17 protein-coding genes are annotated in these 16,121 nt (G+C 36.6%); 9 read left to right on the top strand and 8 right to left on the bottom strand.

Annotated features, from left to right (window positions below; genetic code table 11):
- The first annotated feature begins 10 nt into the window (after nucleotides 1-10).
- Nucleotides 11-1,480, top strand: coding sequence for a magnesium chelatase (locus tag FVB32_RS14470; RefSeq protein ID WP_147744548.1), 1,470 nt, complete (start codon nucleotides 11-13; stop codon nucleotides 1,478-1,480).
- 7 nt (nucleotides 1,481-1,487) lie between these two features.
- Here the strand turns inward: FVB32_RS14470 and FVB32_RS17915 are convergent, their stop codons facing one another.
- Together FVB32_RS17915 and FVB32_RS14460 are read right to left on the bottom strand one after the other, a co-directional pair.
- Nucleotides 1,488-1,748: a hypothetical protein gene (locus FVB32_RS17915; RefSeq protein ID WP_246139893.1), complete on the bottom strand. Its 261-nt coding sequence runs from the start codon at nucleotides 1,746-1,748 to the stop codon at nucleotides 1,488-1,490.
- Between the two features lie 351 nt (nucleotides 1,749-2,099).
- A complete protein-coding gene (locus FVB32_RS14460) occupies nucleotides 2,100-3,320 on the bottom strand; it encodes a DUF418 domain-containing protein (protein ID WP_147744546.1) in 1,221 nt (406 codons plus the stop codon).
- 135 nt (nucleotides 3,321-3,455) lie between these two features.
- Between FVB32_RS14460 and FVB32_RS14455 the strand changes: the two genes are divergently transcribed.
- Both FVB32_RS14455 and FVB32_RS14450 read left to right on the top strand, forming a co-directional pair.
- Nucleotides 3,456-4,331: an alpha/beta hydrolase gene (locus tag FVB32_RS14455; RefSeq protein WP_147744545.1), complete on the top strand. Its 876-nt coding sequence runs from the start codon at nucleotides 3,456-3,458 to the stop codon at nucleotides 4,329-4,331.
- Nucleotides 4,318-5,115: an alpha/beta hydrolase gene (locus tag FVB32_RS14450; RefSeq protein ID WP_147744544.1), complete on the top strand. Its 798-nt coding sequence runs from the start codon at nucleotides 4,318-4,320 to the stop codon at nucleotides 5,113-5,115. The genes FVB32_RS14455 and FVB32_RS14450 overlap by 14 nt, the downstream gene beginning before the upstream one ends.
- Before the next feature lie 3 nt (nucleotides 5,116-5,118).
- Here the strand turns inward: FVB32_RS14450 and cysM are convergent, their stop codons facing one another.
- A complete protein-coding gene (cysM, locus tag FVB32_RS14445; RefSeq protein ID WP_147744543.1) occupies nucleotides 5,119-6,003 on the bottom strand; it encodes a cysteine synthase CysM in 885 nt (294 codons plus the stop codon).
- Nucleotides 5,996-6,787, bottom strand: a complete 792-nt coding sequence (gene epsC / locus FVB32_RS14440) for a serine O-acetyltransferase EpsC (protein WP_147744542.1) — start codon at nucleotides 6,785-6,787, stop codon at nucleotides 5,996-5,998. Before epsC ends, cysM begins: the two co-directional genes overlap by 8 nt.
- A 94-nt stretch (nucleotides 6,788-6,881) precedes the next feature.
- Between epsC and FVB32_RS14435 the strand changes: the two genes are divergently transcribed.
- Nucleotides 6,882-7,562, top strand: coding sequence for a DUF2461 domain-containing protein (locus FVB32_RS14435; RefSeq protein ID WP_246139892.1), 681 nt, complete (start codon nucleotides 6,882-6,884; stop codon nucleotides 7,560-7,562).
- Here FVB32_RS14435 and FVB32_RS14430 read toward each other — a convergent pair.
- Nucleotides 7,554-7,961: a glyoxalase gene (locus tag FVB32_RS14430; RefSeq protein WP_147744540.1), complete on the bottom strand. Its 408-nt coding sequence runs from the start codon at nucleotides 7,959-7,961 to the stop codon at nucleotides 7,554-7,556. The two genes, FVB32_RS14435 and FVB32_RS14430, sit on opposite strands and share 9 nt — an antisense overlap.
- A 125-nt stretch (nucleotides 7,962-8,086) precedes the next feature.
- Between FVB32_RS14430 and FVB32_RS14425 the strand changes: the two genes are divergently transcribed.
- Nucleotides 8,087-8,986, top strand: coding sequence for a DUF72 domain-containing protein (locus tag FVB32_RS14425; protein WP_147744539.1), 900 nt, complete (start codon nucleotides 8,087-8,089; stop codon nucleotides 8,984-8,986).
- Here the strand turns inward: FVB32_RS14425 and FVB32_RS14420 are convergent.
- The gene (locus tag FVB32_RS14420; RefSeq protein WP_147744538.1) at nucleotides 8,983-9,834 is read right to left on the bottom strand and encodes a phosphatidylserine decarboxylase; all 852 of its coding nucleotides are present in this window, start codon (nucleotides 9,832-9,834) and stop codon (nucleotides 8,983-8,985) included. The two genes, FVB32_RS14425 and FVB32_RS14420, sit on opposite strands and share 4 nt — an antisense overlap.
- Nucleotides 9,835-10,030: 196 nt before the next feature.
- Here FVB32_RS14420 and FVB32_RS14415 point away from each other — a divergent pair, with 196 nt between their 5' ends.
- Nucleotides 10,031-10,432 (top strand): acyl-CoA thioesterase, encoded by a 402-nt coding sequence (locus tag FVB32_RS14415; RefSeq protein WP_147744537.1) that lies wholly within the window; start codon nucleotides 10,031-10,033, stop codon nucleotides 10,430-10,432.
- A 2-nt stretch (nucleotides 10,433-10,434) separates the two neighbouring features.
- Here the strand turns inward: FVB32_RS14415 and FVB32_RS14410 are convergent, their stop codons facing one another.
- Complete coding sequence (locus FVB32_RS14410) at nucleotides 10,435-11,718, bottom strand: dipeptidase (protein WP_147744536.1); 1,284 nt, start codon at nucleotides 11,716-11,718, stop codon at nucleotides 10,435-10,437.
- Nucleotides 11,719-11,845: 127 nt separating this feature from the next.
- On the opposite strand from FVB32_RS14410, the gene FVB32_RS14405 reads away from it, so the two are divergent.
- Nucleotides 11,846-12,640 (top strand): hypothetical protein, encoded by a 795-nt coding sequence (locus tag FVB32_RS14405; protein WP_147744535.1) that lies wholly within the window; start codon nucleotides 11,846-11,848, stop codon nucleotides 12,638-12,640.
- A 17-nt stretch (nucleotides 12,641-12,657) separates the two neighbouring features.
- A complete protein-coding gene (locus FVB32_RS14400; RefSeq protein ID WP_147744534.1) occupies nucleotides 12,658-13,014 on the top strand; it encodes a hypothetical protein in 357 nt (118 codons plus the stop codon).
- A 481-nt stretch (nucleotides 13,015-13,495) separates the two neighbouring features.
- Here the strand turns inward: FVB32_RS14400 and FVB32_RS14395 are convergent, their stop codons facing one another.
- Nucleotides 13,496-14,359, bottom strand: coding sequence for a sigma-70 family RNA polymerase sigma factor (locus tag FVB32_RS14395; protein WP_147744533.1), 864 nt, complete (start codon nucleotides 14,357-14,359; stop codon nucleotides 13,496-13,498).
- 245 nt (nucleotides 14,360-14,604) lie between these two features.
- On the opposite strand from FVB32_RS14395, the gene FVB32_RS14390 reads away from it, so the two are divergent.
- A complete protein-coding gene (locus tag FVB32_RS14390) occupies nucleotides 14,605-16,116 on the top strand; it encodes a DEAD/DEAH box helicase (RefSeq protein ID WP_147744532.1) in 1,512 nt (503 codons plus the stop codon).
- Nucleotides 16,117-16,121 lie beyond the last annotated feature (5 nt).

Raw genomic sequence — 16,121 nt, 5'->3', positions numbered from 1 at the left:
CTTATACACGATGAAGCTAGATCACAATAAAATAAAAACCCTTGGGCAATTAAAAGCTTCAGGGTATGAAAGCAAGAGCATTAAGGATGAATTGCGAGAAAATCTATTAGAGAAAATCGCTAGTGGAGAAGAGACTTTTCATGGTGTTTGGGGTTATGAAAACTCAGTAATACCGGAGCTGGAGCGAGCCATTTTATCTAGACATAACATCAACCTACTGGGTCTTCGAGGTCAAGCTAAAACAAGGCTGGCCAGGCTAATGGTTCAGTTATTGGATGAATGGATTCCTGTTGTGGAAGGTTCCGAAGTTCATGACGATCCGTTCCAGCCCATTTCTAGATTTGCTACGGAGATCATTAAGGAAAAAGGTGACGACACTCCCATCAGTTGGATTCATAGAGACGAACGATTCTATGAAAAATTGGCCACACCAGATGTTACCGTTGCTGATTTAATAGGAGACATAGATCCTATAAAGGCGGCAAACCTGAAGCTTTCGTATGCGGATGATAGGGTGATTCATTTTGGAATGATACCAAGAGCAAACCGCTGCATTTTTGTTATTAATGAACTTCCAGACCTTCAAGCAAGAATTCAAGTAGCATTATTTAATATATTACAAGAAGGGGATATACAGATTAGAGGATTCAAACTAAGACTTGCTTTAGATTTACAATTTGTGTTTACAGCAAACCCAGAAGATTATACCAACAGAGGTAGTATTGTAACTCCATTGAAAGATAGGATTGGTTCACAAATACTTACCCATTATCCAGAAAGTATAGACATCGCAAAGAAGATAACCAAACAAGAAGCCCAATTGGATAGTAGGCAGTTAGATAACATTCATGTACCAGAAGTAGCTATGGATGTTTTGGAGCAAATTAGCTTTGAAGCGCGTAAAAGTGAATATGTAGATGCCAAGAGTGGTGTAAGTGCAAGAATGAGTATAACTGCATTTGAAAATTTATTAAGCACTGCGGAAAGACGGATGATAAAATCTGGAGAAAAGAATACGGGCATTCGCTTGATTGACTTCATGGGCGTGATTCCATCGATAACCGGAAAAGTGGAGCTGGTTTACGAAGGTGAACAAGAAGGTGCTGGCTCTGTTGCCGAAATATTAATAGAAGATGCTATAAAATCGCTATTTCCAAACTATTTTCCCGAGATTTCAAAACTGGAACGCAAAGATGCTGAAACTGCTTATGACGATTTAATCCATTGGTTTTTTGATGGAGAAGGCTTTGAATTATTGGATGAAGATTCAGACAAAGCGTATTGCGCAAAATTAGATGCAGTAGCTCCATTGAATGATTTACTAGTCGAACATCAACCAGAGGTCTTAAAAGAAGACTCCTATTTTATGAAGGAATTACTGCTTTGGGGATTGGTTGCCCATAAAAAATTGGGCAAACAACGATTCACAAAGGGCTATGAGTTTAAAGACTTGTATGGAAGCTACATTAGAGGCTTGTAATTCAAAATTACTGCCAGATGTTTAGATTGTCATTGTAATTTTCAAAATTATATTGGCCTATATACCGTTTTCTATGGATGAAAGAAATCAAGGTAAACAAAGGCAATGAGCAATATAAAACTAAGGTTAGAATCCCGATAGGTTTGAATGTAGCTGGAATTACATGTTCTTCATACTCTGAAAAAGAACCTAAGATTAGCGCTGAGTCATATATTTTAAACAAATAGACAACTAATAGCGCATAGAGCGCATACTCTAGATTCCGCATTTTTGGGTCGGGCATTTCGCCTTGTGTTATCTTGAACCATATCACATATAGGTAAAGGAAATGTATTGTGCTTAATAAAGGGAAAATGTAATTGTCAGGCTTAAGAAAATAAAACCTGTTGGTGTATAGCCCATAAAAATTTAGAACAACAAGAATAAACAATATTGCAAGAGAGATAATATTGTTTCTTTTCCAAGTAAATATTCTAAAAAATAGGTTCATAACTGGTTGAGATTTGGAACTCAAAATATAGGTAAAGAACGATTTTTCAGACAGGTTATTTTAAACAATTCGTTAAACAGCCAGTAATTTTAGTTAATCCGAGAAAACCACTATTCGTTAATGATTAAATTACTTTTTTAATGGGAAAACTCTTAAAAAAGTTAAGCTTCTCCATAACCATTCAAGGGGGCCATATCTGAAGTTTTTAAGCCACCATTTGCTCAATAGCATTTGTACGAGAATCATGAAAAGTGCAATTATGAAGGTGTAAACATTTCTCAATTCTCCTAAAAATCCAAGACCCCATCCAAACAAAATGAAAGTGCCTACAATGCTTTGAAAAAAATAGTTGGTTAGGGCCATTCTGCCATACGGGGCAAACTTAGAAAGCCATTTTTGTGGTTTAGATTTTTTATATAAGATGACAAACACAGCTATTAAGATCAACGTCATTGAAACATTGTTCAAATCATAAGCTGTAAGGCCCAACATTGCCACCCAATTGTCAAAAGTGACATTTTCTCCAAGACTACCAAAGGTTACAGCCATAAGCGCTCCAGAAACAAGAAACAAAACCAATGACCATATCCAAGTTCGTTTCACCAATTTTTTCCGAGCTTCATAATCCTTAAAAAAGCCAATTTTGCCAACCAACATACCTAAAAGGAAGAAACCAAAGGTGATGTAGGCTCTACCAAAAACTCCAAGCTGAAAATTGAGCTTGTTCATATGACCATCATAAGCATTTGTGCTAAAAACTTCGAGTAAAGAACCATTTTTTAGGGTATTGTAGTATGCAAGAAGAGAAGGGCTTTCTGGATTAAAATCCATTTTTCCAAACAAGTTTTCACCGCCAGTAAACACAAATACCAAATATCTACCAATGCCTAAAAAGAGGACTGCAATAAACAGTATAATCCATTTACTATTGATTTTATAAAATGGAACTAATAAAATCCCGAGCATTGCATAAACGGTTAAAATGTCACCTGCATAAAATAGACTATGCGCATATCCTATACCTAGTAACAAAATAAGTCTCCACAAAAAGCGCCCGCCAAAATATCCTCCTTTTTGCGATACATTATCCATTTGTATGAAAAAGCTTAAACCAAAGAGGAATGAAAACAATGCAAAGAACTTTCCTCGTAGCAAGAATCCAATAAATCCATCTACGATATTATCCCCAATACCTTGGTGCATAGCGTCTAATAACACCGGTGGTGGAGGGGCGGCAATATAATTTTCTACCATATGTACGATGACGATTCCAGCGAGTGAAAAGCCACGTAGGGCATCTACAATTTCAATCCTTTGAGGTGATGTGTTGATTTTGTTGGCTGTTTTCATGATGGTTTTTTGATGGATGATAGAAATAAGACTACATTTTGTGTTAACTGTTACAGTTTAAATGGATTAAATGAACGATAAATCCATAAAGAAGCCTAATGAGATTTTTTCGTATTTTGGGAAAAACACTTTGAAATGCAAAATTGGCTTTACATTTTACTTACTGTACTTGTAGCGTATATTGTCATAAGCGTTTTGCTTTACTTTCTACAAGATTACTTTCTTTTTAAGCCAGAAAAGCTCTCTAAGGATTTTCAATTTTATTATAATAATCAAGAAATTGAAGAATATAATATTGAAACCAGGGATGGTGCAACCATAAATGGATTACGGTTTAAAGCAGATAATCCTAAAGGAATTGTATTTTATTTAAAAGGAAATTCAAAGAGTATTAAAGGGTGGGGGAAGTTTGCTGTCGATTTTACCAGGCATGGTTATGATGTCATCATGGTAGATTATAGAGGATTTGGAAAAAGTACTGGCAGAAGAACGCAAAAAGCGGTAAAACGAGACATGCAAGTGATTTATAACAAGCTAAAAGAGAAAGTCTCTGAAAAATACATCATTTTGTATGGAAGATCTATGGGTTCTGGTTTTGCGGCAAAGCTTGCTTCTATGAACAATCCTAGGATGTTGATACTAGATGCGCCTTATTATAGTTTAAGCAAAGTAGCCAAAAAATATATTCCTTTTATGCCTTTGTCTTTACTGATAAAATTTCCAATGCCAACATACAAATGGTTGAAATATGTAAATTGTCCAATTCATATCATTCATGGAACGGATGATAGGTTAATTCCATATAAAACAAGCGTGAAACTTTCAAAAATAAAACCAGAGCTCACAAAGCTCTATACGGTAATAGGAGGAGGGCACAAGAATTTAAATACTTTTGAATCCTACCATAAAATGTTGACCGAAATCATCACTACCCGTCCTAAAAAGGTCAATTTGGAAGGCTCAAGTATTAATGTAAAACATTCATCAAAACGAGCCAATGCAAAAGCTTAAGCAATTTGGTCTTTCTCTTTTGGTTTTATTATCTCTATCACTACTTATGTTATATACCCTTCAGGAAAAACTAATTTTTTTACCTACACAATTACCCGACAATTACGAATATTCCTTTACCCATAATTTTGAGGAAATTTTTCTAAATAGTCCAGATGGAGCTCGGCTTAATGCCATTCACTTTAAAAGAGAAAACCCAAAAGGATTGATTTTATATTTTCATGGCAATGCAGGAGATTTGTCCAGATGGGGGGAAATTACTTCTTCATTTGTTGAATTGGGATATGATATACTCGTTATGGATTACCGTACATATGGAAAGAGTACGGGGAAATTAAGCGAAGTAGCACTTTTTAAAGATGCCCAATTGTTTTATGAGTATGTTGTGAACTTATATGCTGAGGAAAGCATCATAATTTATGGTCGCTCTTTGGGAGCAAGTATTGCAACCCATTTAGCTTCAAACAATACACCTGCAAAACTTATATTGGAAACTCCATTTTACAATTTGTTGGATGTGGCCCAAGACCGCTTTCCATTTTTACCTGTGAAGCATGTTTTAAAATACAAATTGAACTCCTTTGAATACATTCAAAATGTAAAATCCCCCATTCGTATTTTTCATGGTACGGATGATAATATTGTTGCTTATGAGTCTGGGAAAAAACTCTTTGATGTTATTTCAAACAAAGACAAAAAACTGTATACTATCGAAAATGGAAATCATAATGATTTAAATGATTTTGAGGCGTACCAGAAAGGTATTCGGATAGAGCTGGAATAATTCTTAATCGAACAAATCTGACGAAAGGTATCTATCTCCCCTGTCACATACTATTGATACTATAGTGCCACTTTCCAAGTTCTCTGCTAGTCGCAAAGCAACTGTTGCCGCGCCACCGCTACTCATTCCAGAAAAGATTCCTTCATCTTTTGCCAATCTTTTGGCCATTTCATGTGCTTCTTCTTGGCTTACTTCCATGATTGTATCCACTTTTTCTGGATTAAAAATCTTTGGTAAGTAGGCTTCAGGCCATTTTCTAATCCCAGGAATTCTGGAATTATCTGTTGGCTGAACCCCAACGATTTGAATAGCTGGATCCTGTTCTTTCAAAAAAGTAGAAGTACCCATAATGGTTCCGGTGGTACCCATGCTCGAAACAAAATGAGTAATACCTCCATCCGTATCTTTCCAAATCTCAGGGCCAGTGGTTTTATAATGCGCCATCCAATTGTCATTGTTGGCAAATTGGTTCAACATTTGGTAGCCTTCCTCCTTAACTTTTGCCTCGGCATAATCCCGAGCACCTTCTATACCAACATCAGATGACGTTAAGGTAACTTTAGCCCCATATGCCCGCATCGTTTGCACACGTTCTTTAGTAGAATTCTCTGGCATAACAAGTTCTATATCCAACCCATAAATACCTGCTATCATGGCCAGTGCAATACCTGTATTTCCACTAGTGGCTTCTATAAGTTTTGAAGCCTTGTTAATCTCCCCACGCTCCAATCCACTCCTGATCATATTAAGCGCTGGACGATCCTTGACACTTCCTCCAGGATTATGCCCCTCCAATTTAAAGAGCAGCTTTACATTAGGATTGGAATTTAAAACTTTAGATGCTACCAAAGGAGTATTGCCAATTAAGTCAAGTACAGTTTTAGACATTGGAAACCGTTTTTATTTTTATTTCAGGAGTATGAAATACTGTTGAATTCGCTGGCACGGATGCAGTTAACCAAGCGTTACCACCGATAACAGAATTTTCGCCAATAACGGTGTCTCCGCCAAGAATAGTGGCATTGGCATAAATGGTAACATTGGACATTATGGTAGGGTGTCTTTTTGTTTTCTGAAGATTTTTGGCCACATACAAGGCTCCTAACGTAACTCCTTGGTATAGCTTTACATTATCATGTATTACCGCAGTTTCGCCAATAACCACACCCGTGGCATGATCTATAAAGAACGAGTCACCTATTTGTGCTCCAGGGTTAATATCCACTCCTGTTTGTCTATGGGCATATTCGGTCATTAATCGAGGTACAAGAGGGAAGCCTTGTGCATAGAGTTCATGGGCCAATCGATAAATAGCAATGGCATAAAAACCAGGATATGCCATATAGATTTCTTGAATTGATAGGGAAGCTGGATCACAATTAAGTATGGCTTCAGCATCTAAATTCAATTTCTCCAAAACGGTTGGCAAACTGGAAACATAATTGTCCCAAACCTTGTTGCATGGTCTTTCCAAATCCCAACATGCTAAATCCACAAGATGATTAAACTTCTCAGCTAGAACATCCAAATTTTTCGCTACGGGAGTGTTTACATCAAAAAGTGTATAAAAAAGGATGTTGGTGAAACTTTCTGTTTCTTCTTTTAATCTATAGTCTAAATAGGGTTGTTTTTTATGCCTATTTAATTTTTCGATGATTCTTTCCTTATCCATGTTAAAAAATAAAGCTTAAAAATAGCTAAATCATTACCACTCCGTAATGGAAATGGCTAACTTTAGCTTAAAAATAACACAACGCCTTAGTTCCGTGAATAATTCAACAATTACAAAAGACGCTTTCAATTTCCTAAAAACTTTAGCAAAGAACAACAACAAAGAATGGTTCCAAGAAAACAAAACCACTTTTAAAGCGCATGAAGCTGATGTGAAATCCTTTTATGAAAACATTCAAGAGCGATTGAATGTACATGACGAAATTGAAAAAATGAAAATGTTTAGGATATATAGGGATGTTCGCTTCTCAAAAGACAAAACCCCTTATAAGACCCATTTTGCAGGGTCTTTCTCGCGAATGGGAGCACGTTTAAGAGGAGGGTATTACCTTAGAATAAAACCTGGCGAGACTTTTGTTGCCGTAGGTTTCTGGGAGCCCAACAAGGAAGATTTATTCCGAATACGTAAAGAATTGGAGATGGATGCATCTGACTTTCGTACAGTAATTAATAAAAAATCATTTAAAGAAATCTGGGGTGAATTGGAAGGTGACGGTGTTAAAACGGCACCAAAAGGGTTTGATAAAGAGCATCAAAATATTGACTTAATCAAAAAAAAGCAGTTCATCTTTGTAAGGAATTTTACGGATAAAGAGGTCTTGTCAAGTAATTTTATTGAAGAAGTGGATAATTCTTATAAAGCTATTAGACCCTTTTTTGATTTGATGAGCGATATTTTGACCACCAATCTAAACGGCGAGTCAATTTTAGACTAACAGTTCATTTTCCAATAACTGAACTTGGTCTTTTAAACGCTCAATAACCATATTCATCATTCTTTTGTTCAAAGCAGAAGAGTTCATGGTATAAACCTGGTATTCCTCAATGGTAAACTGACCGATAATCATACCTTTTAAAGAATTCCTGAATTTGATATCTTTTTGAATGGCCCTTTCTATATATCCCAATCTTTTTTCTAAGGGTAAATCGTAAAAGGCCCCTTTATGTTTATGGATGTAGTTCTTAAAAGCTTCAACCAACAAAAAGTTCTGAAGCTTGATTACCGGACGCAAAGTTTGGTTTTGAAAGCGCTCATCGGAGCCCATGTTTTCGTGCAACTGAGCTTGACTAATCTCTGGGCGAATACCCAAAAGATTTTTGGATCTTGAATCCATGTGGTAGTTTTTATTAAAATTACGTAATCAATATCAGCTCAAATTTGGCAGGGTCAATAGTTTTTAACGATGTTATGAACAGGGTTCTTTTATTCATAACTTAGGCTTTTGTTAAAACGTAACTCATGAAGTTTGGAAAGGTAGACCACCCAGAACTAATAGATTTTACAATACCTAAAGACCATCCAGATACACAGATATTGTTGTCTGGAAGACCAAAAAATAAGAAAACCAATGTTTATGTTGGTTGTGCAAAGTGGAACAGACAAGACCTTAAAAACTTTTATCCAAGAGGCACAAAAGATGAATTGGTCTATTATTCATCCCAATTTAATAGTATTGAGTTGAATGCCACTTTTTACAGAATTTTTCCTGCAGAGCAATATCAAAAATGGTACGATAAGACTCCAGAAGGATTTAAATTCTTTCCAAAAATGACCAACGAAGTAAGTCATTTGCGAAGACTCAATGACAAGGTTTATGAGATAGCTGATCGCTACCTAGAAGTGACTTCGTTGCTAAAAGAAAAGTTGGGCACCATTTTTTTACAGATGCACAACAATTTTAATCCGAAGAACTGGGATAGGGTAGTGCAATTTGTGGAATATTGGCCCAAAGAATTTCCATTGGCGATGGAGTTTAGACATACAGATTGGTTCACTGATGAGAAAGTGTCCCAAGAACTGTATCATTTGTTGGAAGAAAATGGAATTGCCAACGTCTTGGTGGATACAGCTGGGAGAAGGGATTTAATGCACATGCGATTGACCAATAATGAGGCATTTATACGGTATGTTGGAGCAAACCATGCTTCTGATTACCCTAGGTTAGAGGATTGGATTACCCGATTGTTAGCATGGAAGCAAATGGGGTTGGAGAATATCCATTTTTTTGTACATCAAAATTTAGAATTGGAATCTCCGTTATTGTCAGCTCATTTTATCAAAAAACTGAATGAACAGATGGGATGTAATTTGACCATTCCAAGTACTTTGGTGAAAACCAAACCGAACACGCTGTTTTAATAGGGGACTCCTACCTCCACAAAGGTGTTTTTGGTGTGATATCTGGGTGCGATAGGGCTGGCCATACAACATGTTGACCCTAAATAGAACAATGATAATTCTTGCAATCTATCTACGGCATTTCCAACACAAATGTCTTTGGAAAGTTTTATGGTGCCCACAGCTGGACCTCCGATAATGGAAACGTACCAGGTTCTGCCATGTTCGTCTAGAATGTCTATGTTATAACGCTCATTTCTAAAGGCGGGTAGGGAAGGACTCTCTTTATAGATCCAAGGCCTAAGTACCACAAGATCACCAGGAACATGTTGTATTCTAGATATCGTTCCATGTATGGGAGCATGAATTCGATGGTAATTTTTATTGTGCAAAAACACATTGGTGAAGGTATAGTCCTTTGGTATTTGTCCTTCTTTTAATCCGAAAACAGTCGCTATGTAACGAGTGTCAGATTTAACCTGAACAAGATTTAAGTCACACACCTTATCTGCATCACAAAGTAAGCCTTCACATGGCCATACATAAGGACTCTCATTTTTGGGTAAGACCTTAAATTCTCGAATAAAAAAATCTTGAAAACTTTCAAACTCGGTTTTTCCATGTGGAGGCTTAAACTTATCTAGGTAGTTTTCATCTGAATAATTTATTCTTAAATAGGGCTTAATGATCTTTTTAGAAGCAGGTTTGTTATAAAAAGAGCTATACCAAGCAGAAATTTTACGTTGAATGTTGCCAGGGAGATTCCCCCAGATATCAACGGAAAGAAATTTGTAAAAATGGGCGCGCCATGTAGGTAATTTGAAAATAGTAAAGCTGGGGTCCGAATAATAATCCGAAGTAGCGTTCATTTGAGTTTGTTAGTTTTGATTGATGTATGAATTTATTTTTATTTCAGTTTTTATGCCACAGAATTAAGAAAAGTTTATTTTAAGATTAACAAACTTTATAAAAAATGAATCTTTTTGTTAAAACTTGGAAGCTTCTATATTATGGCATTCAAAAGACTAATTTTATATAAAATGGTCTTAATTAAACAGCAATAAAATGCGATTTCATACAAGAAAATGGGTAAAGCCCGAAGATTTAAATGCCAATGGAACTTTGTTTGGGGGTAAGCTATTGGCTTGGATTGATGAAGAGGCCGCTTTGTATAGTATTGTTCAGTTGGAAAGTAAAAAAGTTGTCACCAAGTACATGTCGGAAATCAACTTTATGAGCACTGCGGTTAAAGGAGATATTGTAGAAATAGGAATTGAGGTTATCAAATTTGGAACCACGTCTATCTCCCTCAATTGCGAAGTGAGAAACAAAATGAACCATGAAAGTATTGTCACCGTAGACAATATTATCATGGTAAACCTAGACGACAAGGGAAACCCAAAACCGCATGGGAAAACAAAAGTGGAGTTTGTTAAAGATCGCCTAGCTAAGCAGGAAAAAGAATAGTCTTAGTTTAACGTAGCTGCAACGGCCTGTACCTCATCTAAAACACGTAGTAGATTCTCACCCCAAAGTTTAGCTATTTCCTCCTCGGTGTATCCTCTTTTTACCAATTCCTGTGTAACGTTAAAGGTCTCAGAAGCATCGGACCAGCCCTCAATGCCACCTCCGCCATCAAAATCAGAACTAATACCAACATGGTCAATGCCAATGAGTTTCACCATATAATCAATATGATCAACAAAGTCTGATACATTTACTGCAGGGGGAGCTGTACTATCCTTTGCTGCTTCGGCATTGGCCAATTTTATGATTTTTAAACGGTTTTCCATAAACTCTATCAACTCTTGATCCGTAAGTGTAGAGAATTGGGAACGTTCATACCAATTTACTTTAAGGGAATCAGCAATTTGCGAATGGATTTCCTTTAAATAAGCCGCTCTTGCTTCATGTTTTTCGGTATTTAAATAGGAACTAAATGCTACCGTTTGTACCACGCCGCCATTTTCTTTTAACAGTAAAAGTTGTTCATCGTCTAAATTTCTACTATGATCACACAACGCTCTTGCAGAAGAATGAGAGGCTATTATTGGGGCCTTGGATAATGCAACCATCTGTTTCATGGACTCCTTGGATGGGTGCGAAATATCTATCATCATTCCCAATCTATTCATTTCTTTTACAGCACTTTTACCTAAATCACTTAAACCATTATGTAGCCAAATACTATCTTTTTCGCCGGTGTTGGAATCACAAAACTGACTGTGCCCATTATGTGATAAGGAAATATAACGTGCTCCGCGCTTTTGATATTCTTCAAATTTAGACAGGTCCTCTCCAATGGGATAAGCATTTTCAACCCCTATCATAGCTGCTTTTTTTCCCGAAGCGCTGATACGTCTAACATCCTCTGAAGTGAGTGCCAGCTCTATTTTGTCTGGGGCATAGGTATCACAAAGCCTGTGTATTGCTTCAAATTTGGAAATAGCATTTTCAGATGCTTTAGCATAACCATCAGCGTTTAATGAATCTTGACCTGTATAAACGATAAGCCAAGCAACATCTAAACCGCCTTCTATCATTTTTGGCAGATTTACCTGCGTGTTTAAATTTTGGGTGTAGTTAATACTGTCCGTAAAGTTCTTAACATTAATATCATCATGAGTATCAATAGTAATTACTTTTTGATGTATTCGTTTCGCTTTTTCTTCCAAAGTTTCGGTTTTTTTAGAATTCTTTTCAGCACAAGAAATTAACAAGGTAATGCTGCACAGTAAATAGAAATATCTCATGGTTTTTTTTTACACATACAAATAAAGCAATTTGACAACAAAATGTCTGCACTATATAACAATAAGTTGTATTCCCATGGTTAATTCCACATTTTTAAAAGTATAAAAACCATTAATTAGGAAAAGTTTGGGCACTAGAGAACTACTAACGTATTTGGAAAAATTGGAAATAGGACTAAGCAGTTTTTCGTATGAGGAATTGGGCACTGTTGAAGCGGGAAAATTGAAGAGGTCTTTTGATGATTTTAAAACGGGACTGGAAGATCAAGTTTTTGGTGTTCCACAAATGGAACAACTTGAAGTGATTTATGAAGATGTCGGGATACAAAGCCCACCGAAAGAAATAAAAGAGGAACATAATGACTCGCAATTGTTTACTTCCCTAATTGAATTATTGGAGAAGACCGAATTGACCGAAAAACAAAAAAATATTGTAAAGGAGCTTAAAACTACTGCAAGGCATGAATACATGAGCAATAAAAAGCGCTTAACTGAAACTGAAAAAGAAAATCAACCTATGAGTTCAAATACACTTTTAATAGAAAAAAACTTGGAATCTTTTCTTTCTACCCATAAGGTGAACCTAAAACCTGTGCTAACGGAATGTATGGGACAGATGGAGCTTTTGGAGGAGTTGGTAAGGCTTTATAAGCAGAATATCTTGGAGTTTATTGGAAGTTTAAAGGTCCAGTTGCAAGCCAAGAATTTTAGAGGAATAGACTTTGCTTGCCAAAAGATACAGCCATGCCTTAGGATGATGAAAACGGTGAGCTTATTGGAAATAACAAACCAAATGATTACCGTTTGCAAAACGGATAACGACATTAAATACTTAAACTTTCTATATAATCAGTTTCTTGTAGAATACCCAAAAGTGGAAGAATTGGTGGACTTTGAAATTGATGTACTGCGCAATATGTAGAAACAAACCCATACCCTATGAAGGATGATAACCTCCCCGAATACTATAGAAGTATCTTTCATCCATTATTTAAACATGCAAAAGATCTTGGATGCAAAATAATACTCTTGGAGCAAATTTTAGAGGTCGGAGATGCCAAGGAGATTCCATTTCTTGAAGAGCTTGAAAGGAACGAAGAAACTCCCATTAGTAAACTGGCAACCGAGGTTAAAACCGCTTTATTGGACAAACTTGGGAGGCCTGCCTCAAAAGAAAGTAAACGACTTCCCATGAATCTTTGTTTTTTGTATGATGAGTTCAGCATAAAACCAGCAAAAACGGAGGGGCTCAACATGAACTTTGATGTAACCCTAGAGATTTTTGAAGAAGAATAGGGATTTTTTCAGCTATACATATCACCTATCTCATCCTTATACGATCCTTGATGAAAGATGCAGTTTTCAGTTTATAGTTTTCACTACATTTTCACAACATATTCTTAGAATTTCACCACAATTTATTGTACTTCCATAATCTTTCCAATAGGTTTACGTTATAACTACAACCCAAAGACTAAATAATTATGTTGTACGATACCTACGGAGAAGAGTACTTGGCGTTTCTTCAAGAACTCAACGAGATTTTAAGCATTAATGAACTTGCAGAATTGGATTATTTATAGAAAACCACCCCAAAACGTTATCTCATGAAAAATCAAAACCAAGAAAATACAGCATATTTGAATTTTATACAGGATTTAAATGATATGCTCACTGATGTTAATATAAGTCAGTTGAGTCGTCCATGATAGTTTTAAAGTGTATATCATGAAAAAGGGGATGCTGTTCGCATCCCCTTTTTTATTTCTGCACCCTACTAACCTAAATAGGATTTTAAAATTTTGCTTTTAGAAGTATGTCGCAGTTTTCTAATGGCTTTTTCTCTAATCTGTCTAACCCGTTCCCGCGTTAAATCAAAAGTACTTCCAATTTCCTCCAAAGTCATGGATTGTTGGTCACCAATGCCATAGTATAAACGTACTACATCGGCTTCTCGAGGAGAAAGGGTTTCAAGGGCCCTATTGATTTCTGTATTTAATGACTGATGCATCAGCGCCTTATCTGGATTGGGAGATTCCCCGGAATTTAGCACATCATACAAACTAGAAGTTTCCCCCTCCTTTAATGGAGCGTCCATAGATACATGTCGGCCAGTATTTTTAAGCGATTGTTTTACTTCGGTTACCGTCATGTCCAATTCCTTGGCAATTTCCTCAGGCGAAGGTGGCCTTTCATGCGCTTGTTCCAGATAAGAAAAGGTTTTTTTAATTTTATTAATGGAGCCAATTTTGTTCAAAGGAAGCCGAACCACTCTGGATTGTTCTGCCAGTGCCTGTAGAATAGATTGTCTAATCCACCAGACAGCATAGGAAATAAACTTAAATCCTCTAGTCTCATCAAAACGCTTAGCTGCCTTTACTAATCCAACATTGCCTTCGTTAATAAGATCAGGAAGTTTTAATCCCTGATTCTGATATTGTTTGGCCACCGATACCACAAACCTTAGGTTGGCATTGGTTAGCTTCTCAAGAGCCGCCTGATCGCCATCTCTAATTCGTTGCGCCAATTCTACTTCCTCTTGGGCAGTGATTAAATCAATTTTGCTAATATCTTGGAGGTATTTGTCAAGTGATTTGGATTCTCGATTGGTAACCTGCTTGATAATTTTTAGCTGCCTCATGTATAAAATTGGTTTCTAAGTGAATATAGCTTACATAATACACCATAAAAGGCTATTTTCCAAACGGCAGTTGTTATTGTTATCAAAATGTTATGAGCAAATGCAAAAAGAATAGCCAAAACCGACCCCTAACACAATTGTTGATAGTATCTTAAAAGAAATGGCAAAATAATGTTTAGCAGTAGGCCAAAAAACTCCTAATTTTGTAAGGTTTGATATTTTGGAACATTTAATCCATTATTCCTTTGGAGGTAGAAAAAGCAGTAAGCAAAAAAACATTATACGATTATCAGCGCGAAGACCTAAAAAAGATTTTCAAGCACATTAACGAGCTACCCGCTGGCACCAATATTTTATACCAGTTACCTACTGGAGGTGGAAAAACGGTGGTTTTTTCTGAAATCACCCGAAAGTATATTCAAGAAACTGGGAAAAAAGTTATCGTTCTCACCCATAGGATTGAATTAAGTAGGCAGACATCAAAGATGCTTCATGGGTTTGGCGTGGCCAATAAAATTATCAACAGTGAGGTCAAAGAGCTAAATGATCAGGATGAGTACACCTGTTTTGTTGCCATGGTGGAAACCTTGAACAACAGATTGCAGGAAGAAAAGGTGAGCATTAACAATATTGGGCTTGTTATTATAGATGAGGCACACTATAACTCCTTCAGAAAATTATTCAAATATTTTGAGAATTCTACCATTTTGGGCGTTACGGCAACCCCTTTAAGTTCCAACATAAAACTTCCCATGAAGGACAATTACAAGCATTTGATCATAGGGGAGTCCATAAAATCTTTGATTGAAAAACGCTTTTTGGCCAAGGCGAATTTATACAACTACGATGTAAGCCTTAAAACGCTGAAACTCGGAATACATGGGGATTATACCGTAAAATCCTCAGATGAGTTTTATGGGAACCATAGCATGTTGGGCAAACTATTAACGGCCTATGAAGAAATCGCGAAGGGTACCAAAACTTTAATTTTCAACAATGGAATAAGCACCTCGCTTTATGTGTATGAAACCTTTAAAAAAGCAGGGTATCCCATTAGGCATTTAGATAATAAGAATACCGCTTCGGAACGTAGGGACATACTAGATTGGTTTGCCAACACTCCAGATGCCATTCTTACCTCAGTAAGTATTTTAACCACTGGTTTTGATGAGCCCAGCGTACAGTCCATTATCCTTAACAGGGCGACAAGATCGCTCACGCTATATTTTCAAATGATAGGTAGAGGGTCACGGGTATTAGAGAACAAAGATGAGTTTTCAGTAATAGACATGGGAAACAATATTGCAAGGTTTGGTCCTTGGGAAGCTCCCTTAGATTGGCAAGAAATCTTCCTTTTCCCTGACTTTTATTTGGAAAACATTAAAAATGATGAAGAGATTGAGCGCGAGTTCATCTATGAAATGCCGGATAATCTCAAAGCTAAATTCAGCAAGTCCGATAACATCTCTTTTGATATAAAAGAGGAGTACAAGAAAGTATTTGCAAAAGGACAAAAATCAAAATTGGTGCTGGAAATGAGCATCGAACAACATGCCCAAATCTGTGTGGAAAATAGCGAGGATGTTTTTGACGCACGAATTCTAGCCAAAGAGCTAAAAGAAGAAATTGCTTATCGGGTCCGCCAGTATTCCTATTGTATTATGAACAACACCAAAAACTACAAGGAGTGGCTAGAGGAGGACTACGAACGAAAATTGCGCTCCAGTATTTCCAAAAAGTTTGCGGCGCTAATGTAGCCAGC

This window comes from Flagellimonas hymeniacidonis, from assembly GCF_008040165.1.
Classification (GTDB): Bacteria; Bacteroidota; Bacteroidia; order Flavobacteriales; family Flavobacteriaceae; genus Flagellimonas; species Flagellimonas hymeniacidonis.
The sequence above is the reverse complement of the archived record's forward strand: the minus strand, read 5'-3'. Positions and strand labels throughout refer to the sequence as shown.